General features: G+C 40.1%; 19 protein-coding genes and 1 riboswitch. Of the genes, 16 read left to right on the top strand and 3 right to left on the bottom strand.

The window, feature by feature from the left end; translation table 11 throughout:
* From F960_RS19420 to lpxC, 4 genes are all read left to right on the top strand, one after another.
* Complete coding sequence (locus F960_RS19420; protein ID WP_004870035.1) at window positions 1-855, top strand: cell division protein FtsQ/DivIB; 855 nt, start codon at window positions 1-3, stop codon at window positions 853-855.
* A gap of 62 nt (window positions 856-917) precedes the next feature.
* A complete protein-coding gene (ftsA, locus tag F960_RS19415) occupies window positions 918-2,183 on the top strand; it encodes a cell division protein FtsA (protein ID WP_004870033.1) in 1,266 nt (421 codons plus the stop codon).
* Window positions 2,184-2,349: 166 nt separating this feature from the next.
* On the top strand, window positions 2,350-3,531 hold the full coding sequence (gene ftsZ, locus F960_RS19410; protein WP_004870031.1) for a cell division protein FtsZ: 1,182 nt from the start codon (window positions 2,350-2,352) through the stop codon (window positions 3,529-3,531).
* 124 nt (window positions 3,532-3,655) lie between these two features.
* Window positions 3,656-4,558: a UDP-3-O-acyl-N-acetylglucosamine deacetylase gene (gene lpxC, locus F960_RS19405; protein WP_004870030.1), complete on the top strand. Its 903-nt coding sequence runs from the start codon at window positions 3,656-3,658 to the stop codon at window positions 4,556-4,558.
* 98 nt (window positions 4,559-4,656) lie between these two features.
* Here lpxC and F960_RS19400 read toward each other — a convergent pair whose 3' ends face one another.
* Complete coding sequence (locus F960_RS19400) at window positions 4,657-5,097, bottom strand: DciA family protein (RefSeq protein ID WP_004870027.1); 441 nt, start codon at window positions 5,095-5,097, stop codon at window positions 4,657-4,659.
* Window positions 5,098-5,204: 107 nt separating this feature from the next.
* Between F960_RS19400 and F960_RS19395 the strand changes: the two genes are divergently transcribed.
* From F960_RS19395 to F960_RS19385, 3 genes are all read left to right on the top strand, one after another.
* Window positions 5,205-5,888 carry a M23 family metallopeptidase gene (locus F960_RS19395; protein ID WP_004870025.1) on the top strand — a complete coding sequence of 228 codons (684 nt, stop codon included), beginning with the start codon at window positions 5,205-5,207 and terminating at the stop codon, window positions 5,886-5,888.
* A 249-nt stretch (window positions 5,889-6,137) separates the two neighbouring features.
* Window positions 6,138-8,849 carry a pyruvate dehydrogenase (acetyl-transferring), homodimeric type gene (gene aceE, locus F960_RS19390; protein ID WP_004870024.1) on the top strand — a complete coding sequence of 904 codons (2,712 nt, stop codon included), beginning with the start codon at window positions 6,138-6,140 and terminating at the stop codon, window positions 8,847-8,849.
* Between the two features lie 2 nt (window positions 8,850-8,851).
* Window positions 8,852-10,825 carry a 2-oxo acid dehydrogenase subunit E2 gene (locus tag F960_RS19385; protein WP_004870022.1) on the top strand — a complete coding sequence of 658 codons (1,974 nt, stop codon included), beginning with the start codon at window positions 8,852-8,854 and terminating at the stop codon, window positions 10,823-10,825.
* 57 nt (window positions 10,826-10,882) lie between these two features.
* Here F960_RS19385 and F960_RS19380 read toward each other — a convergent pair whose 3' ends face one another.
* A complete protein-coding gene (locus F960_RS19380; protein ID WP_004870020.1) occupies window positions 10,883-11,557 on the bottom strand; it encodes a motility associated factor glycosyltransferase family protein in 675 nt (224 codons plus the stop codon).
* 51 nt (window positions 11,558-11,608) lie between these two features.
* A riboswitch (yybP-ykoY riboswitch) is annotated at window positions 11,609-11,751 on the top strand.
* Between the two features lie 84 nt (window positions 11,752-11,835).
* Between F960_RS19380 and F960_RS19375 the strand changes: the two genes are divergently transcribed.
* The 6 genes from F960_RS19375 to recJ all read left to right on the top strand — a co-directional run bounded on the left by F960_RS19375 (window position 11,836) and on the right by recJ (window position 19,389).
* Window positions 11,836-12,411, top strand: coding sequence for a TMEM165/GDT1 family protein (locus F960_RS19375; RefSeq protein ID WP_004870018.1), 576 nt, complete (start codon window positions 11,836-11,838; stop codon window positions 12,409-12,411).
* Window positions 12,412-12,778: 367 nt separating this feature from the next.
* The gene (locus F960_RS19370; protein ID WP_004870016.1) at window positions 12,779-13,576 is read left to right on the top strand and encodes an oxygen-binding di-iron domain-containing protein; all 798 of its coding nucleotides are present in this window, start codon (window positions 12,779-12,781) and stop codon (window positions 13,574-13,576) included.
* A 509-nt stretch (window positions 13,577-14,085) separates the two neighbouring features.
* Window positions 14,086-15,552, top strand: coding sequence for an IMP dehydrogenase (gene guaB / locus F960_RS19365; protein ID WP_004870014.1), 1,467 nt, complete (start codon window positions 14,086-14,088; stop codon window positions 15,550-15,552).
* A 123-nt stretch (window positions 15,553-15,675) separates the two neighbouring features.
* Window positions 15,676-17,004 (top strand): phosphoglucosamine mutase, encoded by a 1,329-nt coding sequence (glmM, locus tag F960_RS19360; RefSeq protein ID WP_004870012.1) that lies wholly within the window; start codon window positions 15,676-15,678, stop codon window positions 17,002-17,004.
* Window positions 17,005-17,028: 24 nt separating this feature from the next.
* Window positions 17,029-17,685 (top strand): pyridoxamine 5'-phosphate oxidase, encoded by a 657-nt coding sequence (gene pdxH / locus F960_RS19355; protein WP_004870011.1) that lies wholly within the window; start codon window positions 17,029-17,031, stop codon window positions 17,683-17,685.
* Window positions 17,686-19,389 carry a single-stranded-DNA-specific exonuclease RecJ gene (gene recJ, locus F960_RS19350; RefSeq protein WP_004870009.1) on the top strand — a complete coding sequence of 568 codons (1,704 nt, stop codon included), beginning with the start codon at window positions 17,686-17,688 and terminating at the stop codon, window positions 19,387-19,389.
* A 110-nt stretch (window positions 19,390-19,499) separates the two neighbouring features.
* Here recJ and F960_RS19345 read toward each other — a convergent pair whose 3' ends face one another.
* Window positions 19,500-20,267, bottom strand: coding sequence for a putative porin (locus F960_RS19345; protein ID WP_004870007.1), 768 nt, complete (start codon window positions 20,265-20,267; stop codon window positions 19,500-19,502).
* A 525-nt stretch (window positions 20,268-20,792) separates the two neighbouring features.
* Between F960_RS19345 and prfB the strand changes: the two genes are divergently transcribed.
* The 3 genes from prfB to F960_RS19330 all read left to right on the top strand — a co-directional run bounded on the left by prfB (window position 20,793) and on the right by F960_RS19330 (window position 23,443).
* Window positions 20,793-21,888 (top strand): peptide chain release factor 2 gene (prfB, locus tag F960_RS19340; protein ID WP_154650784.1). Its coding sequence is split into 2 segments (ribosomal slippage): window positions 20,793-20,864 and window positions 20,866-21,888, totalling 1,095 coding nucleotides; the frame shifts between segments, so codons are not numbered across the junction.
* A gap of 131 nt (window positions 21,889-22,019) precedes the next feature.
* Window positions 22,020-22,319, top strand: a complete 300-nt coding sequence (locus F960_RS19335) for an ArsR/SmtB family transcription factor (RefSeq protein ID WP_004870003.1) — start codon at window positions 22,020-22,022, stop codon at window positions 22,317-22,319.
* 44 nt (window positions 22,320-22,363) lie between these two features.
* Window positions 22,364-23,443 carry an alkene reductase gene (locus F960_RS19330; protein ID WP_004870002.1) on the top strand — a complete coding sequence of 360 codons (1,080 nt, stop codon included), beginning with the start codon at window positions 22,364-22,366 and terminating at the stop codon, window positions 23,441-23,443.
* The last annotated feature ends 2 nt before the right edge of the window (window positions 23,444-23,445 follow it).

Below are 23,445 nucleotides of genomic sequence, written 5' to 3'. Positions count from 1 at the left end.
ATGGCTCAACTTCCTGCTTCAATGCGACGCAAACGCGCTGCGATCACATCCATACATGATAAGCCACCAAGCCGTAAAGAAAAGCTGGCAAATCTGGGTGGTTGGATATTGATGATCGTTGCGTGTTTGGTCTTAGTCCTTGGTATATTTGGGTTATACCGAGTGATGACCGATGCGCGCGTGGTGACATTAGAGGTTGTCGGGACTGATTCTGCGGCTGAAAATCAGCAAGTTTCAAAATATTTGGCACCTGTCATTAAAGATAATTATTTCACCTCGGATTTAGAACAAATTCGTGATCGTGCCCTAGATATTTCTTGGATCGATCGCGTTGTTGTTTCTCGGGCGTGGCCAAATGGAATTCGTGTTCGAGTGATGCCACGACATGCAATTGCACGTTGGGGAACTGGGCGTTTATTGAGTGATAGCGGGGATGTGTATACCGAAGCGGTAATGCAGCAACATCCAAACTTGCCATTGTTACATGGTCCACTCAGCCAATCTCAAGTGATGATGAGACGTTATAATGAAATCAATCAATTATTTCATCCAGTCAATATTCACTTAAAAGAGTTGTATCTCACTGAACGAATGACATGGTTCATGCAATTTGATTCAGGTTTACGTGTCATCGTAGATCAAGATCAAACCATGAGTAAACTTCAGCGTTTAAGCCATTTGGCACAAACTGATTTAAAACCAACGTGGGATAAAATCGCAGCTGTTGATTTGAGATATCGAAATGGGCTTTCAATTCAATGGAAAAGTGGAACGCCTCCTCCGATTGTAAATGGTCAATTTGTTGTAACCAATAATGACACAAACGTTGCGGCGAAGGTAAATGTAAAGCCATAATACTTGGCTTTAAAAAGGCATTTGGCCAATAACATAAACAATGAACAAAATGGTAGTGTGTAATGAGTGAAGCTGTTCCCTCAGTTGTAACGATAGACATTGGGACACATAAAGTTTCAGTTCTAATAGGCAAAGTACATTCTCCTGATAATATTCAAGTTATTGGGATGGCAACTGCACGTAACCGAGGCATGAACAAGGGGAAAATTGTTAGCCTTGATAAAGTGATTGCTGCGATAAAAAATGCCGTGGGTGAAGCTGAAAAAATGGCAGAATGTCGTGTGCACTCTGCATGGGTTTCCATTCCGAGTACCGAGTTACAGAGCTTCTATGCTTCAGGCAGAACACCGATTGCCAATCATGATCAAACGATTACCACAACAGAAGTGGTACGAGCTTTGGATTTGGCTAAGGCAAGCCATATGGCACCTGATCATTATTTAGTGAGTGCTGTGCCTTTAGGCTTTGAGCTTGATGACTCGCCAGAATGGGTGCAAAATCCTGTCAATATGTCAGCACATAGCATGACAGGGCACTATCAGTTGATGATGTTGCCGATCAGCACGATGCAAAACCTTGATCGAGCGATGAAAGGTGCAAACATTTTTGTTGAAAAAATGGTGGTATCGTCACTCGCAACAGCAGAAGCCAGCTTGCTCAAAGATGAAAAAGAATATGGCGTATGCTTGCTTGATATCGGTGCGGGTACAAGCAATATTGCAGTGTATTTAGATGGTCGTTTAGCATTTGTACATACAGTGCAACGTGGTGGTGAAAATGTCACCCGTGATATCGCTGCTGTGCTACAAACCACGACAGAAGAAGCTGAAAGAATTAAACTTTTGTATGGTTGTGTTGATTTACATCAGGTAAAACCAGAGCATATGATTCAGTTTGAAGGAATTGATGGACCACAAACCATTAGTCGAATCGAACTTGCAGAAATTATCATTGCGCGTTATGAAGAAATTTTCATCCAAATACGTGATGAATTGGACAAACGTGGATTGATTCATGGTTTATATCATGGGGTGGTTTTGACAGGTGATGCATGTCAAATTGAAGGTATGATCAATTTTGCTCGTAAAATGTTAGGAGTGTCTGCACATTTAGGCAATCCTCCTTTGCAAGTCGTAGCAGATGATCAATATTTACCATCATTGCGTCGTTCAATGTATGCGACCGCTGCGGGATTATTGCTTTTTAGCCAAAGTGAAATGCAAGAAGCAGTTGTAGAAACAGATGCGCCAAAAGCCAATCGACCTGTTTTGGAGCGAATAGCCAATGGTTGGACGACGTTGAACAACAAATTGAAATCGATATTTTAAGGTGTAGTTTTTTATTGGGAGTATTGTTTGCAAGTTGTACGGTTACTGTCCTAGACTTGACAAGCACAATAATGAACAGCATCCTAAAACAAACTTTTTATTTTGAAGATCAAGGCAGTATACGGGCTCAGGTTGACTGCCACAAATATTAGGAACCCTAAAGGTCATGGCCTCATTTGAATTTTTAGAAGATGAACAAAACGATGGTAACGGTCAAGCCCGTTTTACTGTATTTGGTGTTGGTGGTGGCGGTGGTAATGCCGTACAGCATATGGTGCAATCTGACATTAAAGGCGTAAAATTTGTTTGCGCAAATACAGATAAACAAGCCCTTGATCGTATGAATGCGCCATTTAAAATGCAACTTGGTGAGCAAAGTACACGTGGTCTAGGTGCAGGTGCAAACCCAGAAGTGGGACAGATTGCGGCTGAAGAAAGCCGTGAACAAATCCGTCAACACCTAGAAGGTGCGGACATGGTGTTTGTCACTGCCGGTATGGGCGGAGGTACAGGTACGGGTGCTGCACCAGTAGTGGCTGAAATTGCTCAAGAAATGGGTATTTTGACTGTTGGTGTTGTAACAACTCCATTCAATTTCGAAGGTCGTCGTCGTCAACGCTCTGCTGAAAAAGGCATTGAAGCATTAGAACAACATGTTGATTCATTGATTATTATTCCAAACCAACGCTTATTGAGCGTGTATGGCGATATTTCAATGCAAGATGCTTATCGTAAAGCAGATGACGTGTTGTTAAATGCGGTTCGTAGTATTTTTGATCTTGTTGTACGTCCTGGTCATATCAACCTTGACTTTGCCGATTTGAAAACTGCAATGAGCACACGTGGTTATGCCATGATGGGTGAAGGTAAGAGTAGTGGTCCAGATCGTGCGGAAGATGCGGCACGCTTGGCGATCCGTAGCCCATTGCTTGATAATGTTAATATTATCAATGCTAAAGGTGTGTTGATTAACATCACTGGTGGTGCAGACGTTACACTTCGTGAAACAGAAGTGATTACTGATGTAGTCAACCAAATTGTTGACCTTGATGAAGGTGAAGTATTCTTTGGTACAGTATTTGATCCAGATGCACGTGATGAAATCCGTGTGACTGTTATCGCGACTGGTTTGACTAGAAATGCAGAAAGTGCTGATGCAAAACGCAAGCCACAAACTTCAATTCAAGCTCATGCTCAACATGCTGCACAAAGCTCAGTAGAAGATGATGATGTTCCAGCGATTGCAAAACGTCAAAATGCTGAAAATGTTGCGGCAGCACCGAGTGCAACTCCTCGTTCGTCGCCAATGAGCATTCAAGATTATTTAAAAAATCAACAACGCAAATAATTGATTAATCAAAATATTTGCTTACAATTCTTAAAAGGTAGTGTTTCACACTACCTTTTTTGTTTATTATCAATGATTAAATGTGCTAACGTATAACAGAATTTTGCATAAAAGACAGATCTGTATGTTAAAACAACGTACCTTGAAGCGAGTAGTTAAAGCCAGTGGTATAGGCTTGCATAGTGGTCAAAAAGTCATGATTAACTTTATTCCACATGTCGCAGATGGGGGAATTGTTTTTCGTCGGATTGATCTAAATCCACCCGTGGATATCCCCGCTGATGCTTTGTTGATCCAAGAAGCGTTTATGTGCTCAAATCTGGTTCAAGATAATGCCAAAGTTGGCACGATTGAGCATGTGATGAGTGCAATCGCTGGTTTAGGGATTGATAATCTGATTATTGAAGTATCGGCTTCTGAAGTGCCGATTATGGATGGTAGTGCAGGTCCATTTATTTATTTACTGACTCAAGGCGGTTTTGCTGAGTTAGATGCACCAAAAAAATTCATAAAAATATTAAAACCAGTTGAAGCATTAATCGACGATAAACGCGCTGCATTTTCACCTTTAGATGGTTTTAAAATTGATTTCACAATTGATTTTGATCATCCTGCCTTTGCAAAAGAATATCAATCCGCAAGCATCGATTTTTCTACAGAAACATTCGTTTATGAAGTCAGTGAAGCCCGAACTTTTGGTTTTATGAAAGATTTGGACTACCTCAAAGCGAACAATTTAGCACTCGGGGCTAGCCTTGAAAATGCAGTCGGCTTAGATGAAACAGGTGTAGTCAACGAAGAAGGACTTCGCTTTGCTGACGAGTTTGTACGCCATAAAATATTGGATGCTGTTGGGGATTTATATTTATTAGGTCACCAGATTATTGGCCGATTTGACGGTTACAAATCTGGACACGCCCTTAACAATCAGTTGTTACGCAATGTTAAAAGTGATCCAAGTAACTATGAAATTGTAACATTTGATGACGAAACTCAATGTCCGATTTCTTATGTAAGTGTTAGCTAAGTCATTGTCTTTTAAATATACGTTATAATATAACATTTAATAAGTGTGATGGTCGTCATGCTTATTAGCGCGATTTTGCGTAATTTTCCATATACTTGTTACTTTTTTTTGCTTGCCAAACGTAACATAGCTTGGCTAAGCTTAGGGTCGCTTACAAAAGTAGCAGCACTGGATAACATCTCTTGTGTTTGCTCTGAAAGCGGATTTGTTTGGGTTGTAACTTTTTGCACTTTTTCAGACTTGTTTCTGAGTCTTACTTGGATTTTTTGCAAATCTTTAAATTCATCAAATTTAGATAATTGAGAAATATACTGTTTTTGAAGATAACCGAGCTGACTAATCATGGCTTGATTTTCTCCGGTCAAAATCAAAATACCGTATTGATAACACACAACCTGCCACTGCTCTGGTTGGGGCAAAATAGGTTGAATTAATTTCGTAAGTTTCTGCCAATGTTGAACTTGCGTTTTGAGAAACGATAAGTTTCCTGTTTTTATGTGTTCTCTTGTTTGCTGGAAGAAGTTTTTAGGTTCAGGCATAGCGTTACCTCTAGGTGGCTGTGACTATCATAAGCACTGATTCTGCGAGATATCAAGGATGAGATCACACAATGAACAAAATTAAGAACAGTTGAAGAGGTTATTTTATGATTAAGCGACGTATTTTATTAGCATTTTCTTTGGCTGCATGTACTGCACCAGCGGCATTTGCAGATTTAGTTCAAAGAGATGGCAATACTTCTGCTCCAGATCGTCTCGAACAACTGTCTCAAACTCTTTCTCAAGGCTCTTACATTTCTCCAGCAGATGCAAAAGCAAATACTCAAGTGAATGTTAAATTACGCAATTCATCAACTGTAATTAATAACGAAACACTTGCTCAAAAATATAATTCAAATACTAAAACTCGCTACTCAGCTGCCAATAGTGCAAATCCTTGGTTAGTTACTCATCCTTTACCAGATATGGTCCGTACCAGCTCAAATTTTGGTGGTCGTGAAATGGGTGGGCGTGCTGAAAATCATGGTGGTGTTGATCTTTCTGCACCAAGTGGTACACCAATTTATGCAACGGGTCCTGGCATTATCACAAAATCAGGTTGGGGACGTGGTTATGGTAACTATGTCGAAATCGACCATGGTAATGGTGTATTGACGCGTTATGCACACGCTTCTCGTTTGATTGCTCAGGTGGGTTCTCGTGTTTCTGCGGGTGATCACATTGCCAATGTAGGATGTACTGGTCGTTGTACTGGTCCGCATTTACATTATGAAGTTGTAAAAGATGGTCAACGTAAAAATCCATCGACTTATTTAGCGATGTTGCCATAAGCCAAATTTAGACTTATTCGATGAATGGTCAATATCGTTATTTTGTGACAATATCACCAGCTTGAATAATGATCGTATAGAAAACCGCCAAAGATGGCGGTTTTTGTGTATTAATAGGCAGAAAAGCCAATGACTATTTAGATACTAAATAATACTACCATTCCACATTCATCTGTAACGATAACTTAACACCCCTAAATCATGATACATATATAGTGTAGAAAATAGGATATAAGGAGTAGGTGTGTTATGGCGTATTATGGTGATTCAGACGCTCAAGAAACTCAAGAATGGCAAGATGCTTTCGATTCAGTATTGCAACATATGGGGACAGAGCGAGCAGCTTTCTTGCTTGAAAAACTCTACCAACAAGCAATCTCAAAGCATGTACCTATTCAGAGATTAAATACTCCTTACTTAAATACGATTTCAACAGAAGAACAACCAGCGATGCCGGGCGACCAAGATATGGAACGCCGTATCCGTGCATTAATCCGCTGGAATGCTTTGGCGATGGTACTTCGCGCAAATAAGACTGGGGATGATTTAGGTGGTCACCTTGCAAGTTTTGCATCTTCGGCGACTTTATATGATGTAGGTTTTAACCATTTTTTCCGCGCAAATAGTGATAACTATGGCGGTGATATGATTTATTACCAAGGTCACTGTGCCCCTGGTATTTATGCTCGTTCTTATCTTGAAGGTCGTTTAACAGAAGATCAGCTCAATAATTTCCGCCGTGAAGTAAACGGTAATGGTTTATCGAGCTATCCGCACCCATATTTAATGCCAGATTATTGGCAGTTCCCAACGGTATCTATGGGTCTAGGCCCGATTATGTCGATTTATCAAGCGCACATTCAAAAATATTTGATGAATCGTGGTTTGATTAAAGAAGAAGATCGTAAAGTTTGGGCTTATCTTGGCGATGGTGAGATGGATGAGCCAGAAAGTTTAGGTGCAATTTCTCTTGCAGGTCGTGAGAAATTGGACAACTTAATCTGGGTGATCAACTGTAACTTACAGCGTCTTGATGGACCTGTTCGTGGTAATGGTAAAATTATTCAAGAACTTGAGTCGTTATTCCGCGGTGCGGGTTGGCGTGTGATTAAAGTTGTTTGGGGTCGTCATTGGGATCCTTTATTGGACAAAGACACTTCTGGTGCACTTAAAGCACGTATGGATGAAGCACTTGATGGCGATTATCAGCGTTATCAAGTGAAAGGTGGCGCGTATACACGTGAACATTTCTTTGGTAAATATCCAGAAGCTGAAGAGTTGGTGAAAGGCTTAAGCGATGAAGATATTGATAATCTCAATCGTGGTGGTCATGACCCGTACAAAGTCTATGCTGCTTATGCAGCAGCAATGACTAGTAATGGTCAACCAACGGTTATCTTAGCGAAAACTGTAAAAGGTTATGGTTTATCTGACGAAGTTGAAGGCGTAAACAAAACTCACCAAATCAAAAAAATGCATTTGGAATCGCTAAAATACTTCCGTAATCGTTTTAACTTGCCATTTACAGATGAACAGCTTGAAGAATTGCCGTTCTATCGTCCGGGTGAAAATTCTCCAGAATTAAAATACTTAAAAGCACGTCGTGAAGCTTTAGGTGGTTATTTACCAGCTCGTCGTAAAGACAGTGTTCCTTTGGAAATACCTGAGCTTTCTGTATTTGATAGCGTGCTTAAAGGCAGTGGTGGTAAAGAACAATCAACAACCATGATTATGGTGCGTTTGATTGCAGCATTGTTGAAAGAAAAAGCGATTAAAGATCGTGTTGTTCCAATCGTTCCAGATGAAGCACGTACTTTCGGTTTGGAAGGGATGTTCCGTCAGCTTGGTATTTATGCCGCTCACGGTCAAAACTATACGCCTGAAGACCAAGAACAGTTGATGAACTATCGTGAAGCAAAAGATGGTCACATGCTGAACGAAGGGATCAACGAAGCTGGTGCGATGAGTGCATGGGCTGCATTGGGTACAAGTTATTCAACCAATAACTTGCCTATGATTCCGATGTATATGTATTACTCAATGTTTGGTTTCCAACGTATTGGAGATATTGCATGGGCCGCAGGTGATGCTCAGGCACAAGGTTTCTTGTTTGGCGCAACTGCGGGCCGTACCACACTAAATGGTGAAGGTTTACAGCACCAAGATGGTCATTCGCATGTATTGGCTTCTACGATTCCAAACTGTGTATCGTATGATCCATGTTTCGGTTATGAATTGGCTGTGATCATTCATGACGGTTTACAACGCATGTATGTCAACCAAGAACGTGTGTTCTATTATTTGACATTGATGAATGAAAACTATGAACATGCTTCAATGCCTCAAGGCGTAGAAGAAGGCATCAAACGTGGTATGTATCTGCTTGAAAAAGATGAGAAAGCTACAGTTCAATTGATGGGTTCTGGTGTCATTTTACGTGAAGTGATCAAAGCTGCACAAATTTTACGTGATGAATATCAAGTACATTCAAATGTTTGGAGCGTAACAAGCTTCAACGAATTGGCTCGTGATGGTATGGCTGTAGAAGAATACAACCGTTTACATCCATTGGCTGAACAAGCGAAAGAATCTTGGGTATCTGAACAATTACGTGGTACTGACGGTATCGTTGTTTCTGCAACTGACCATATCCGTGCTTATAGCGAACAGATCCGTGCTTATTTACCAGATGGTCGTCCATTTGTGACTTTGGGTACTGATGGTTATGGTCGCTCAGATACACGTGGCAATTTACGTAGTTACTTTGGTGTAGATGCTGCTCATATCGTGGTTGCAACATTGAAAAAACTGGCTGACGAAGGCGAAGTTGATGCGCGTTTAGTTAAAGATGCGATTTCTACTTTTGAACTAGATGTTGATCGTCCAGTGGCTTGGTTACCTCAGGCTCATCCTGAAGTTCAAGATGTTGCACCTTATGCAGAATCAAGCGAGGAGAAATAATAATGCAAATTACGACTCCTGATATTGGTGTAGAAAAAGCCACTGTGGCTGAAATCTTGGTCAAAGTCGGTGATACGATTGCTGTCGATGACAGTATTGTTTTGCTTGAATCAGACAAAGCATCTGTTGAAGTGCCTAGCACTTCAGCGGGTGTGGTGAAAAGCATTTTAGTCAAAGAAGGTGATGAAGTTTCAGAAGGTGCGGCTTTGGTCGAGATCGAAACTGAAGCTTCAGAGGCAACTGCACCAGAAGCAAAAGCAGAACCTGTAGCAGAAACAGTAAAAACTGAAGCTGCTCCTGCTGTAGAAGAAAAAGTAGCAGCTCCAGCAGCTGCGACAACTTCACAAAGCGTAGAAGTAAAAGTTCCTGACATTGGTGTAGAAAAAGCACTTGTTGGCGAGATTTTAGTAAAAGCGGGTGATGAAATCGCTGTTGATGACAGCATCGTTGTGGTCGAATCAGACAAAGCAACGGTTGAAGTGCCAAGTACAGTTGCGGGTACAGTTGAATCTGTTGTGGTTAAAGAGGGCGATAGCGTAAAAGAAGGTGTAGTTCTCATTACTGTGAAAACGACTTCTAGTGCGCCTACTGCATCGGCAGCAGCCGAAACAGCGCCTGCAAAAACAGAAGCGGCACCTACACCTGTGGAAAAAGCACAAGCACAACCAGGCCAATCTGGTCCAGTTGAAATCAATGTGCCTGATTTGGGTGTAGATAAAGCATCTGTTTCAGAGATCTTGGTGAGCGTGGGCGACCGTGTTGAAAAAGATCAAAGTTTAGTTGTGGTCGAGTCAGATAAAGCATCTGTGGAAGTACCGAGTACTGTTTCAGGAACGATTAAGGCGATTCATATCAGCCAAAATCAAGAAGTGAAACAAGGTATGCCATTGATGACCATTGATGGTGTTGCGGATGTACAACCTTCTGAGCAAGCAAAAGAACAAGCTGCTGCTAAGCCTGCGCCTGCAGAAACAAAACCTGCGCCGAGTCCAAGCAAAGCGGTAGAACCAACTGCACATGTTGCAAATAGTTCAGACAAATTAAGCAAAGAACAACAAGCTGAAAATGCCAAAGTATATGCAGGTCCTGCAGTACGAAAATTGGCACGTGAACTTGGTGTACTTTTGGCTCAAGTTGAGTCTTCTGGTCCGCATGCACGTGTGATCAAAGAAGATGTCTATGCTTATGTCAAACAACGCTTAACTGCTCCACAAGCAGCACCGCAGCAAGCTGTTGCACAAGTGGCTTCTGGATTACCAGCACTTCCGGACTTTAGTGCATTTGGTGGTGGTGAAATTGCAACAATGACGCGTTTACAGCAAGTTTCTGTACCGCAGTTATCGTTAAATAACTTCATTCCACAGGTAACACAGTTTGATTTGGCTGATATTACTGAACTCGAAGCTTGGCGTGGCGAATTGAAAGCTGGCTTTAAGCAACAAGGTATCAGTTTGACGATCTTGGCATTTATTGCAAAAGCTGTGGCATTCTTGTTGAAAGAAGAGCCGTACTTTGCAGGACATTTGGCTGATGATCAAAAAGGTGTTTTACTGCGTAATGAAATCCATATGGGCATTGCAGTGGCAACGCCAGATGGTTTGACTGTACCTGTACTGCGTAATCCAGATCAAAAATCAATTAAACAAATTGCGGTTGAACTGGGCGAGCTAAGCAAAAAAGCACGTGATAAGAAACTTTCACCGAAAGATCTTCAAGGTGCAAACTTTACGATTACCAGCTTGGGTAGTATTGGTGGTACGGCATTTACACCATTGGTGAACTGGCCACAAGTTGCAATTTTGGGTATTTCACCAGCGACTATGCAACCTGTTTGGAATGGTAAAGACTTCGATCCTCGATTGATGTTGCCATTGTCATTGTCTTATGACCACCGTGTGATCAATGGTGCTGACGCTGCTCGATTTACCAATAAATTGACGAAACTTTTAGCGGATATCCGCAATATCTTGCTCTAAGTTCAGTTTAAAAAAAACCTCGCATTATGCGGGGTTTTTTATTGGCTCATATTTGGCTTATAAAAAATCTGCCAGTGTTTTGCTCTGGTCATACAGCGTTAAAGCCGAATCAGGATTGAGATTATAAATATGAGGCAAAGCCTGATCTGGATGGATACTGCCCCAAATATTCTGTCTTAAAGTTTCGAATTGGCTAAAGTTTTTTAAAAATTGTAGCCAAAACTTTTCAAAATGCTGCATATCTAAAGCGTTATGTGGGGTATAGCCATGCGTTTGCTCATTTCGAGCTTTAAAATCAAAACCAATGAGTATGATATTTTTAGGCATAAAAAAATGTGCCAAAGACACCGCTTGTAAGCCACAGTTATTGCCATAAACCAAATTTGTGTCGATTAGAAAGTCTTGTTTATTTTCAAAGTTAATCGTTTGTAGTTTATGCACAGCATCTGCGGGATAGGTCAAATTTGTTCCCAAACCGCACCCTGTAATCAACTCACCTTTATATCCTCTTTCAAGTGAATCTTTATGAGAATCCCACCATTGATAATCACTATGATGTGCAATCGTTGCACTTGGAATTAGTTGATAAGCCTGGTTGCAGACAATCGTAAAATAAGATTGATTGTGTAGTGGACTTAAATCTAGATCCTTTAAAGAAGGACCACCCCCGATGATAAAGATATTGTCGGGATAAAGGTGACGTTCGATCACAGTTTTGATATTGGTCTGCATTAGATTTATAAAATTTAAAATTGAATGAATAATGGAAGCATTGTAGAATAACATTACTTCATTGGGGAGTAGCCGCTATTTGCTGATGCAAATAGGTGATGGTCAACATAATTGTTCAACAGAACATGGTCATCATAGCAAAGAACCAATTCAGCTTTTCAAAAAGCTTTCTTTTGTTGGCAAGACCTTTGATTTATCACTCTGCATTGGGGCGACCCATTTTGGCTAGCAGGAGGGATAAGTCATCGGTATGTTTGCTAGCCAGAGAAATCCATCACATGAATGCTTTTCTTGTATCTCTTCTCATTGTTGCCTTGTCTGAAATGGGCGACAAAACTCAATTATTAACATTATTGCTTGCCGCACGTTTTCGTAAACCTGTTCCGATTTTAATTGCTATTTTCTTGGCAACTGTGGTCAACCACGGTGTTTCTGCGATTTTAGGACAGTGGATTACGACAGTTTTAAGTCCTGATGTCTTGCTTTGGATCGTTGCGCTTGGCTTTATTGGTATGTCAATTTGGATGCTGATTCCTGACAAATTGGATGATGAATCTGGAAGTATTAACCGTTGGCAAAAATATGGCGTTTTTGGTGCAACATTTGTTTTATTCTTTTTGGCAGAAATTGGCGATAAAACACAGGTTGCAACGATTGCTTTGGCAGCCCGCTTTGATAGCGTGATGTGGGTGACTTTGGGCACGACGATTGGGATTATGTTGGTCAATGCGCCTGCTGTCTTTATTGGTAATAAAATGGCAGAAAAATTACCTATTTCCCTTATTCATAAAATAGGTGCAGCCGTTTTCTTCGTCATGGGTGTGGGTGCTCTAGTTCAACATTATTTCTTCTAATCATAACACCCAAAATCTAAATTCTAATAGAGTGCTGGATTTTGGGTGTAAATGCTCTTTAAAGCAGTTTAGCAAAGCATCATTTTAAAGATCTGCTTTTACGAACATAAATCCAGTTTTTACAAAAGAAAAATAGATCATCAAAATTATTTTTTTCATTAATCTAGTTCATTGATTTATTTAAAATATCAATGTGCTCGAATTTTATAGTAAAAAATCGGTCTTAAGTCACTCTTTTCTCTCGATAAATCTACGCTAGAAACTAGATAAAGTCATTGTATATTTAAGCAATACCTTATATTTTATATGGAATAAATATTTATAAATTTTTTATCTATTTTTAGAGTTTTATTGGGGTTATTTGAGCATGGCTACAGATCGTACGACGTCGCAAGTATTATTTGATAACGGAACACATAAATGTATAAGTTTTACCAGTTTGGTAAAAGGTGAAGGGGTACAAGCGAATCAGTTTTTAATTTTAGATCATGAGCGTGCGGCGGTTTTAGATCCAGGTGGTGATCTGACCTATATTCCTTTGACCATGGAACTCAATAAATATACCCGTTTGCAAAATTTAGATTATGTGATTGCATCACATCAAGATCCAGACATTATTACTTCTATGCCACGTTGGTTGGTGTATACCAAAGCTAAAGTTGCTTCTTCAAAATTGTGGGCGAGATTTTTGCCACATTTAAGTTCAACCTTTATGAATGATCGTATGCAGGGCAGTTGGGAAGATCGTTTAATTGAAATCCCTGATCATGGTCAAAGTATCCCTTTAGGTGAATCGAGAATTATCGCTGTGCCTGCACATTTTCTGCATTCTGTGGGTAACTTTCAGTTTTATGACCCCATTTCTAAGATTTTATTTTCAGGTGATATGGGGGCTTCGATCGTAGATGATGCCTCGTTGCCTTTGGAAAATTTTACTGATCATATTGTCAAAATGAAGGCGTTTCACCAGCGTTATATGTGTTCCAATCGTGTTATTAAACTTTGGGTACGTATGGTTCGTGAAATGGATGTGGAAATGATCGTTCCTCAACATGGCAATGCCTTTATTGGAAAACCGATGGTCAATCAGTTTTTAGATTGGATTGAAAATCTGCAATGCGGTATTGATTTGATGGATGAAACGATATTTAGTTGTCCTAAGTAATATTCTTAGATAAAGGAGAGATTTTATAATCTGTTGATGTGGAATCTCTCAAGGTATTTCTTTTTATTAACTTATATTTATTAGAGTTTTTACATAAGTCATTTATTGCTCAAATTTATACTCCCATCATTTTGCTTCAAAAGTAATAAAATTTGCAATTAAGGCAGGATGCCGTTCGTCGAACAAGGGAGTTCCGCATTTTTTAAAGCAGTGCTTTAAAAATTGCTCAGGATGTATGCCCATTTGTTCGACAAATGGTTTCCTTGCGAAATATATTTCTCATTTGTCCAAAAACAAAGTAAGAAAGATTGTCTACGCAAAGTAAATTAAATGACTCACGGCAAATGTGACCGTATGATACTTTTCACTAAAATACCTGATCATTTTTTAATTTATGAAAGAAATCTATTAAAATAGGAATAAGCCTTAAAATTAATTTATATAATAAAAATGAAATTTGCACGTAAATTTGTTTATAATAGCTCACGGAAATTACCAGTGAGACTGTTATGCTGACCATCGTTCAAGAAGCGTTAACCTTCGATGATGTCTTATTACTCCCTGCCTATTCTACTGTCCTCCCAAAAGATGTTTCTCTAAGAACACGCCTGACTCGCGGCATCAATTTAAATATTCCTCTCGTTTCTGCAGCAATGGATACTGTTACTGAGTCTCGTATGGCAATCGCCATGGCTCAAAATGGTGGTATCGGTATTTTGCATAAAAACATGGATATCTCTGCGCAAGCTGCCGAAGTTCGTCGTGTGAAAAAATTTGAAGCAGGCATGGTGAAAGATCCAATCGCAGTGACCCCAGAAACAACGGTGCGTGAACTGATTGAGATCACAACTCAGAACAACATTAGTGGTGTTCCAGTTGTAAAAGACGGAAAAGTGGTTGGTATCGTTACAGGTCGTGATACTCGTTTTGAAACGAATCTTGAGCAACCTGTAAGTAACATCATGACTGGTCAAGATCGTCTTGTGACTGTTAAAGAAGGCGAATCTAAAGAAAATATTCAAGCATTATTGCAAAAACACCGTATCGAAAAAGTATTGGTTGTTGATGACAATAACGCGCTTAAAGGTTTGATTACCGTTACGGATTTCCGTAAAGCAGAACTTTATCCAAATAGCTGTAAAGACGAATTAGGTCGTTTACGTGTCGGCGCTGCTGTCGGTACTGGGCTTGAAACTCCTGCACGTGTAGAAGCTTTGATCGAAGCGGGTGTTGATGCCATTGTGGTTGATACCGCACATGGTCATTCAGCGGGTGTAATTGAACGTGTTCGTTGGGTAAAACAAAACTTCCCACAAGTTCAAGTGATCGGCGGTAATATCGCGACTGGTGATGCTGCTTTGGCATTGTTAGATGCTGGTGCTGATGCTGTTAAAGTCGGTATTGGTCCTGGTTCAATCTGTACAACTCGTATTGTTGCTGGTATTGGTATGCCACAGATTTCAGCGATTGATAGCGTTGCAAATGCATTGAAAGAACAAATTCCATTGATCGCTGATGGTGGTATTCGTTTCTCTGGTGATATGGCAAAAGCAATCGGTGCTGGTGCGAGTACAGTAATGGTAGGTTCTTTGATGGCAGGTACTGAAGAAGCACCTGGCGAAGTTGAATTTTTCCAAGGTCGTTACTACAAATCATACCGTGGTATGGGTTCATTGGGTGCGATGGCAGGTGCAACTGGCTCTGCTGACCGTTATTTCCAAGACTCTAAAGCAGGCGCTGAAAAATTAGTACCAGAAGGTATTGAAGGTCGCGTACCGTATAAAGGTCCAATGAGTGCAATCGTACATCAAATGATGGGCGGTTTACGTTCTTCTATGGGTTATACAGGTTCTGCAACCGTTGAAGATTTACGTCAAACAGCGAAATTTGTAAAAATTACTGCTGCTGGTATGCAAGAATCTCACGTTCATGATGTAACGATTACCAAAGAAGCTCCGAATTATCGAGTTGGCTAATATTTATAATATTTCCAACATAAAAAAGCCGTCAACTTATGACGGCTTTTTTATTTTGGTGTAAAGTAAGGTGTAGTAACATAAAATCGAACTGTTTTAATGCAGATAATAAGTGGGAAAAAAATGAGTTATTTTGGTACTGACGGGATTCGTGGAAAATTTGGTGTTTTGCCCATTACACCAGAGTTTGCGTTAAAATTAGGCTTTGCAGCAGGGAAGGTATTAAAACAATTAAGTCCGACCAAAAAACCTATTGTTGTTCTGGGCAAAGATACGCGTTTATCAGGCTATATTTTAGAAGCAGCATTGCAAGCAGGCTTAAATGCTGCGGGTGTTTATGTGCATTTGCTTGGTCCATTGCCAACTCCAGCGATCGCGCATTTAACACGTGCGCTACATGCGGATGCGGGTATTGTGATTTCTGCATCGCACAATCCTTATTTTGATAATGGGATTAAATTTTTCTCTGGCGAAGGTAAAAAATTACCAGATGCGCTACAAAATGCGATTAATGCAGAATTAGAAAAAGACATCATTATTGATGACACTGCGAATTTGGGTAAAAGTGTTCGTGTTAAAGATGCCAATGGGCGTTATATCGAATTTTGTAAATCGACATTCCCATACCATTTTGATTTAAGAAAACTCAAAATCGTGGTGGACTGTGCCAATGGTGCAGGCTATAGCGTTGGACCTGCCGTTTTTCGTGAGTTAGGTGCGAAAGTTATCGCAATTTACAATGATCCAAATGGTTTAAATATCAATGATCATTGTGGTTCGACTCATCCTGAGAACTTACAGAAAGCAGTGCTTGAACATCAGGCTGATCTTGGGATTGCATTTGATGGTGATGCCGATCGTGTTGTCTTAGTCGATAAAAATGGTCAGCTCATTGATGGCGATCATATTTTGTATATTCTCGCGACCAAAGCCAATCAAAAACCTGCAGGTATTGCGGGCACAGTGATGAGCAACATGGCTTTAGAGTTGGCACTTGAAAAAGCAGGTGTACCGTTTACTCGTGCGAATGTCGGCGACCGTTATGTCTTGCAAGCTTTGGAAGAAAATAACTGGGTGATCGGTGGCGAACCCTCTGGACACATTCTCACTCTAGATAAAAGTACAACAGGTGATGCCATCATTGCGGCATTGCAAGTGTTAACTGTCATGGTTGAGCAAGATCAATCTTTGGATGAATTGGTTGCAGATTTCAAACTTTTCCCACAAATTTTGGTGAATGTTCGTTTAGAACAAATGATTGATCCGTTCAGCATTCCTGCATTGGTTGCAGAGTTTGATAAAGCGGAAACACAACTCAAAGGTCGTGGTCGAATCTTGATCCGTAAATCAGGAACAGAACCTGTAATCCGTGTCATGGTTGAAGGCGATAACTTACAAGAAGTGACAGATCTCGCAAATCATTTGGCAGATGCTGTCCGTCAACATGCTTAATTTTTTTGAATAGGGGTGATTTAAATGAATGACGTGATTAAAGATTTGAGTGAACTTCGTCTGAGTTATGAAAAAGATGAACTTCATGAAGCGCAAGTCGATACCAATCCGCATGAACAATTTTTAAATTGGTTTAATGAAACTCTGAAAGAAAAATTGCATGAACCCTATGCCATGTCTTTGGCAACGGCTGATCAACAAGGCCGTCCTCATGTTCGTACTGTGTTATTACGTGGTGCGACTGAGGCAGGGTATGATTTTTATACCAATTATGACAGCCAAAAAGGTTTGGATTTGGCGCATAATCCTTATGCGGAAATTCTATTTTATTGGCCTGCGATGGAGCGTCAGATTCGAATCTCAGGAAAAGTGAGCAAAATCTCTGAAGAAGAATCAACAGCTTATTATCATAAACGTCCTCGAGATAGCCAAATTGCTGCACATATCAGTACGCCGCAAAGTGGTGTTATTGCCAATCGTGAGTTATTGGTAGAAAAATTCCAAGCATTACATGATGCCGTTGAACAAAAGGCTGAATTGGCAAAACCAGAATTTTGGGGCGGTTATCGTATCGAACCAGACTATTATGAGTTTTGGCAAGGACGTCCAAATCGCTTACATGATCGTTTAAGTTATGAAAAAGTGGATGGCGCTTGGACGATTCAGCGTTTGATGCCTTAAATGTCAAAAATTCAAATTAAACAAAGACCTTTAATCACACGCCCTGAAAATATTCAGGGTGTGTCAAACTTTATTGCTGAGATTTTGGCACGTCGTGGTGTCGCTTCAGCACAAGAACTCGATCTCAAACTTAAATATCTACTTGCGCCAAATCTAAAGGGGCTTGAGACAGCGATAGATCTGCTTGATCAAGCTTTAGATCAACAGCAGAAAATTGTTGTTGTCGGTGATTATGATGCAGATGGTGCGACCAGTACTGCATTGATGATATTGGTGCTCAGGGAAATGGGTGCCAATATTGAGTATTTAGTGCCAGACCGTTTTAAATATGGTTATGGTCTGACTGCTGCAATTGCTGATTTGGCATTTACAAGCCATCAACCTGATTTGCTGATTACCGTGGACAATGGCATTTCTAGCCATGAAGGTGTGGCACAGGCTCAGCAGCATGGTATGAAGGTGATTATTACCGATCACCATCTCACCACTAAAGCAACACCTCAAGCTGAGGCTGTGGTGAATCCAAACCAACTTGGCTGTGATTTCCCGAGTAAAGCCTTAGCAGGTGTCGGAGTCGCATTTTATTTGTTGGCAAATCTATCAAGTTATCGTGCCAAAATAGGAAAATCGACTGCAAAAATTGCTCAATATCTGGATTTGGTTGCGCTTGGGACTTATGCAGATGTGGCAAGTCTGGATTTGAATAATCGTATTTTAGTTGATGCTGGATTAAAACGAATCCAGCAAAATCAATGTCGTATCGGTATTTCAGCTTTATTGGACATCGCGGGTCGGGAAAGTCAGTCTTTAAAAGCACAAGATCTAGGTTTTGTACTGGGTCCACGGATCAATGCTGCCGGTCGTATGGAAACCATGGATATCGGGATTGAATGTTTACTCGCTGAAAATACAGAGCAAGCTTATTTTTATGCAAAGCAGCTCAATCAGCTCAATCTGGATCGTCGCCAAGTTGAAACCCAGATGAAGCAAGAGGCATTGACTGAACTTGCAAAACTGGATCTGGATGCAGATGCTTTACCTGCGGCTTTGGTCATGTTTGAAGCGCATTGGCATCAAGGTGTGATCGGGATCGTTGCTGGACGTTTAAAAGAACAATTTCATCGCCCAAGTATCGTCTTTGCTCAAGACCAAGATGGGGTTCATATCAAAGGCTCAGCACGTTCTATCGATGGGATTCATATTCGAGATAGCATAGAAAAAGTGGCTGAACAGTATCCGCATTTGGTCAAGTTTTTTGGTGGACATGCGGCAGCAGCAGGGCTCACCATTCGTAAAGAGCATTTTGAAGAATTTAAAATGGTATTTACCAATCTGATTGCCGAAATGAATGAAGAATTATTTTTGGCAACACTTTGGACAGATGGGGAATTGCCCGACGATGCTTTACAGCTAAGCACTGTTCAGCAAATTGATGATATGGGACCTTGGGGACAAAAATTCCCACATCCTGTCTTTGAGGGCAATTTCAAAGTGATCGACTATCGTTGGCTGAAGGAAGCACATTTGAAACTGCGTTTGGCACTACAAGGTGGTCGTAGCGTGGATGCAATTGCGTTCAATGCCCGTACTCAATTCGATTATGATCCGATGCAAGACCAGGTACATTTGGTATATGAATTGGATAAAAACCAATTTAATGGCAACACCAGTTTGCAGCTTCGTGTGATCCATTTGAGTCAGTAGATATTCATTATTTCGATTTATTTTAAAATCTAAGAATAAAAAACCGCTCAATATTGAGCGGTTTTCATTTCTAGGCTAGATCATGATCTAACTCAGAAAAACGATTTAGATTAGAAGCGATATGCAGCACGTACACCGTAAGAGTTTGCGTCATCACCAAAACCTACACGACCTTCAAGACTTACATTTTGATTGAAGAATTTCTTCGCAGAAACACCCCATTCATCATAATCTGTTAAGTCGTTGTTGTAGTAATCCACACCTACGCTTAAAGTTTTGTCGATGTAGTAATCACCACGAACTTTAAACTCGTCAAGATCACCAAATGCACCGAATGCTTCTAAGTTAACATCATGTTGACCAACTTGAGTCACATATTTTGCGCGAACTGTTGGATCTACGCCGTCATCACCATTTTTAGCATCATAGCCTTTAAGACCTAATGCAAGTAATAAACCAGGTGCTGGTAGGTAACCAACTTCAGCACCGTAATAAGTTACTTTGTTGTCGATGTCAGTCTTTTTAACTTTAGTTTCATCACGTGAAACATTACCGCTTACGTAGAAATCACTGTTTGGAATAAAGACTTCTGCGCCAGCGCCATATTCAGTATTTTTAATACCGTTATTGTCTGCATAATCAACATGAGCTTTCACGTTGCTTGCACGGTCTAAAAATGCTGCTTCATTTAATGGTGAGTTACGTGTTTGGACTGGATTGAAATAATAAGTACCATCTACACCAAAATTGTGAGTACCATCGAAATCATCCCAATCCGTATAGGTATATGAGCCGCCAACTTCTGCTTGGTATGCATGCGCAGTTCCTGTTAACGCTAGGGCTGATAATAATGCTGTGCTTATAACTAATTTTTTCATCTATTTTCCCCTCAGAAAATGTGATGCAACTAAAAAACCAATACATCTTTTGTTACAAGTTTCAGTCTATGTAAAAAAAAAATAAGGTCAATCTTAAAAGTGCATTAAAAGCCTAGAAAAAGTATGGATTTAATAAAAAGTGATATTAAAATAATGATTTTTATTGATTTATTTAAATGTTTTATTTTTTTAAAATCATGGAGGATTTGTGAACTTTTCTTGTTATTATGAAAAAAATGTAACAATTTGGTAAAAATTAGCATGATTTTTAATAAAAATATCATATCTGAGATTTCAAGATTTTTAAAAAGAACAGCTTTAGCGTATTGAATATTTAAATTTTAAAAATCGTATTTTTAGAAAAATCTAAATGTTGAAATTGATTCAATGACAACATTTATTTAATTTCTAGATACTCAATAAAAAATTGCGCCCCAAAATTTTGCGAGCAAATATTTTCAAAGCTTGCTTGTGATATAATCTTTCACCAATTTTTATCCCTTTCTTAGATAGAGAGTAAAACGCGTGGAAATTAATCCTTACCTAAACCAATTAAAAGACTTAAGCGACCGTGGTCAAACACTTCGGGGGTATCTTTGACTACGATCTGAAAAAAGAGCGTTTAGAAGAGGTTCTCCGCGAATTAGAAGATCCAGCGATTTGGAATGACCAAAGTCGTGCCCAAGCCATGGCAAAAGAAAAAGGTGAACTTGAAAATGTCATCAATGTCTTGGATGGTTTGTCTACACAATTAGAAGATGCGCAAGCAATGCTTGATTTGGCAGTTGAAGCTGATGAAGAAAGTATGCTTGCTGATGTTCAAGCAGAGTTAGATGGCGCTGAAGCTGAACTGGCTAAACTTGAGTTCCGTCGTATGTTTAGCAATCCGATGGACCCAAACCCATGTTTCTTGGAAATTCAAGCAGGTTCAGGTGGTACAGAGGCTCAAGATTGGGCATCTATGTTACTGCGTATGTATATGCGTTGGATTGAACGTCATGGCTTTAAAGCTGAATTGATGGAAGAATCAGACGGTGATGTCGCAGGGATTAAATCTGCAACGATCCGTGTTGAAGGCGAGTACGCTTATGGTTGGTTACGTACCGAAAGTGGCGTACACCGTTTAGTGCGTAAATCACCATTTGACTCAGGTAACCGTCGCCATACTTCATTCTCTGCGGTGTTCGTATCGCCAGAAGTGGATGACAATATCGAGATTGATATCAATCCAGCTGACGTTCGTACGGATACGTATCGCGCATCAGGTGCAGGTGGTCAGCATATTAACAAAACTGACTCTGCTGTACGTTTAACACACGCGCCAACAGGTATCGTGGTGGCATGTCAGAACCAACGTTCACAACATGCTAACCGTGACCATGCTTGGAAACAATTACGTGCCAAGCTCTATGAGCTTGAAATGCAAAAACGTAATGAAGCACACCAAGCACTTGAAGATTCAAAATCTGATATCGGTTGGGGCAGCCAAATTCGTTCTTATGTACTTGATGACTCACGTATCAAAGACTTACGTACTGGTGTAGAAAACTCAAATACTGGTGCGGTATTGGACGGTGATTTGGACAAATTTATCGAAGCAAGTCTAAAACAAGGCTTATAAAGCTTATTGTAGAATCGTTTATTCAGCATCTTTACAATATATCTAAAAAAATCGATATTAATATCGCAAAAATACGATATATTAAACTAAAGGTGCTGAATAGTGTTTTTTAGATTGAATGTGTCTTGAACATGGATATAGATTTAATATTTAAAGCATTGGCAAATCCAACGCGCAGACAGATTTTAGAATGGTTGAAGAGGCCAGAGGATTATTTGTCCGTAGAACAGTGCGGAGGATTTACACGTGGCGTTTGTGCTGGAAATATTGAACAGCTGGGCAAGGTTTCACAATCAACCATGTCCAATCATCTTTCTGTGCTACAACAAGCAGGTTTGATCCAAGTTGAAAAATATGGTCAATGGTCCTATTTTTCACGAAACGAACAACTTATTCAGCAATATATTGAATTTCTTAAAAATTCACTTTAAGTCATCATTCAATGATTTGATTTAATGTGAATATTGAGGCAAATATGGCTGAACTCAATTCTCCTCTCGTTCTCGGCGATTTACATTTAAAAAATCGTGTCATCATGGCGCCCTTAACACGTAGTCGTGCTACAGCAGATCGTGTTCCTACGGATATCATGGTTGAATATTATGCACAGCGTGCGAGTGCTGGGCTGATCATTTCCGAAGCAACAGTGATTGCCGAAGAAGCCAATGGTTATCTGAATACTCCCGGGCTATTTAGTGATGCGCAAGTCGATGCTTGGAAAAAAGTCACTCAAGCAGTACATGACAAAGATGGCTTAATCGTTGCACAGCTATGGCATGTGGGGCGTGTATCACATCCTGATTTATTAAATGGTACAACACCAGTATCTTCAAGTGCTGTACAGCAAAAAGGTCATGTGAGTTTACTCCGCCCAAAACGTGATTATGTTGTACCTCGCCCACTTGAAATCAGTGAAATTAAACACATCGTAGAACAGTATAAACAAGCTGCCATTCGTGCCAAAGAGGCAGGATTTGATGGTGTGGAATTGCATGCTGCCAATGGTTATCTAATCGACCAATTTTTGCAAAGTTCAACCAATTTACGTACGGATGAATATGGCGGTTCTGCTGAAAATCGTGCACGTTTATTGCTTGAAGTGATGGATGTTTTGATCGAAGTTTGGGGCGCAGGCCGAGTCGGGATTCATCTTGCACCACGTGGTGATGAGCATGATATGGGCGATGCAAATCCAAAAGAAACATTCGGTTATGTGATGCAAGAGCTGGGTAAACGTCAGATTGCATTCTTTTTTACCCGTGAATATTTGGCAGATGACAGCATTAGTCTGTATATGAAAGAACGCTCAGGTGGCGTGCCGTATATTGCAAATATGAAAATTGATTTGCCAACAGCCAAAGAATTGCTAACCACTGGCAAAGCAGAAGCGATTTCATGGGGCAAGGCTTATATTGCCAATCCTGATCTATACGAGCGTTTATTGCAGGATGCGCCATTAAATGAATTGAAGCTGGAAAATATGATCGGAGCACAAGTTGCTGAAGGTTATATTGATTATCCAACATTGGCAGAAAGCCGAGTGATTGCGGATTAAAA

Origin of the sequence: Acinetobacter gerneri DSM 14967 = CIP 107464 = MTCC 9824 (genome assembly GCF_000368565.1) — a bacterium.
Lineage (GTDB): Bacteria > Pseudomonadota > Gammaproteobacteria > Pseudomonadales > Moraxellaceae > Acinetobacter > Acinetobacter gerneri.
This window is presented reverse-complemented; position numbering and strand designations above follow the sequence as displayed.

Excerpts from the sequence above, each read along its gene's own strand:
- F960_RS19380 (WP_004870020.1), bottom strand. The coding sequence starts at position 11,557 with ATGCAGACCAATATCAAAACTGTGATCGAACGTCACCTTTATCCCGAC.
- F960_RS19370 (WP_004870016.1), top strand. The coding sequence starts at position 12,779 with ATGGCTACAGATCGTACGACGTCGCAAGTATTATTTGATAACGGAACA.
- ftsA (WP_004870033.1), top strand. The coding sequence starts at position 918 with ATGAGTGAAGCTGTTCCCTCAGTTGTAACGATAGACATTGGGACACAT.
- F960_RS19395 (WP_004870025.1), top strand. The coding sequence starts at position 5,205 with ATGATTAAGCGACGTATTTTATTAGCATTTTCTTTGGCTGCATGTACT.
- glmM (WP_004870012.1), top strand. The coding sequence starts at position 15,676 with ATGAGTTATTTTGGTACTGACGGGATTCGTGGAAAATTTGGTGTTTTG.
- guaB (WP_004870014.1), top strand. The coding sequence starts at position 14,086 with ATGCTGACCATCGTTCAAGAAGCGTTAACCTTCGATGATGTCTTATTA.
- F960_RS19375 (WP_004870018.1), top strand. The coding sequence starts at position 11,836 with ATGAATGCTTTTCTTGTATCTCTTCTCATTGTTGCCTTGTCTGAAATG.
- F960_RS19385 (WP_004870022.1), top strand. The coding sequence starts at position 8,852 with ATGCAAATTACGACTCCTGATATTGGTGTAGAAAAAGCCACTGTGGCT.
- F960_RS19330 (WP_004870002.1), top strand. The coding sequence starts at position 22,364 with ATGGCTGAACTCAATTCTCCTCTCGTTCTCGGCGATTTACATTTAAAA.
- F960_RS19345 (WP_004870007.1), bottom strand. The coding sequence starts at position 20,267 with ATGAAAAAATTAGTTATAAGCACAGCATTATTATCAGCCCTAGCGTTA.
- recJ (WP_004870009.1), top strand. The coding sequence starts at position 17,686 with ATGTCAAAAATTCAAATTAAACAAAGACCTTTAATCACACGCCCTGAA.
- pdxH (WP_004870011.1), top strand. The coding sequence starts at position 17,029 with ATGAATGACGTGATTAAAGATTTGAGTGAACTTCGTCTGAGTTATGAA.
- ftsZ (WP_004870031.1), top strand. The coding sequence starts at position 2,350 with ATGGCCTCATTTGAATTTTTAGAAGATGAACAAAACGATGGTAACGGT.
- F960_RS19420 (WP_004870035.1), top strand. The coding sequence starts at position 1 with ATGGCTCAACTTCCTGCTTCAATGCGACGCAAACGCGCTGCGATCACA.
- F960_RS19335 (WP_004870003.1), top strand. The coding sequence starts at position 22,020 with ATGGATATAGATTTAATATTTAAAGCATTGGCAAATCCAACGCGCAGA.
- F960_RS19400 (WP_004870027.1), bottom strand. The coding sequence starts at position 5,097 with ATGCCTGAACCTAAAAACTTCTTCCAGCAAACAAGAGAACACATAAAA.
- aceE (WP_004870024.1), top strand. The coding sequence starts at position 6,138 with ATGGCGTATTATGGTGATTCAGACGCTCAAGAAACTCAAGAATGGCAA.
- lpxC (WP_004870030.1), top strand. The coding sequence starts at position 3,656 with ATGTTAAAACAACGTACCTTGAAGCGAGTAGTTAAAGCCAGTGGTATA.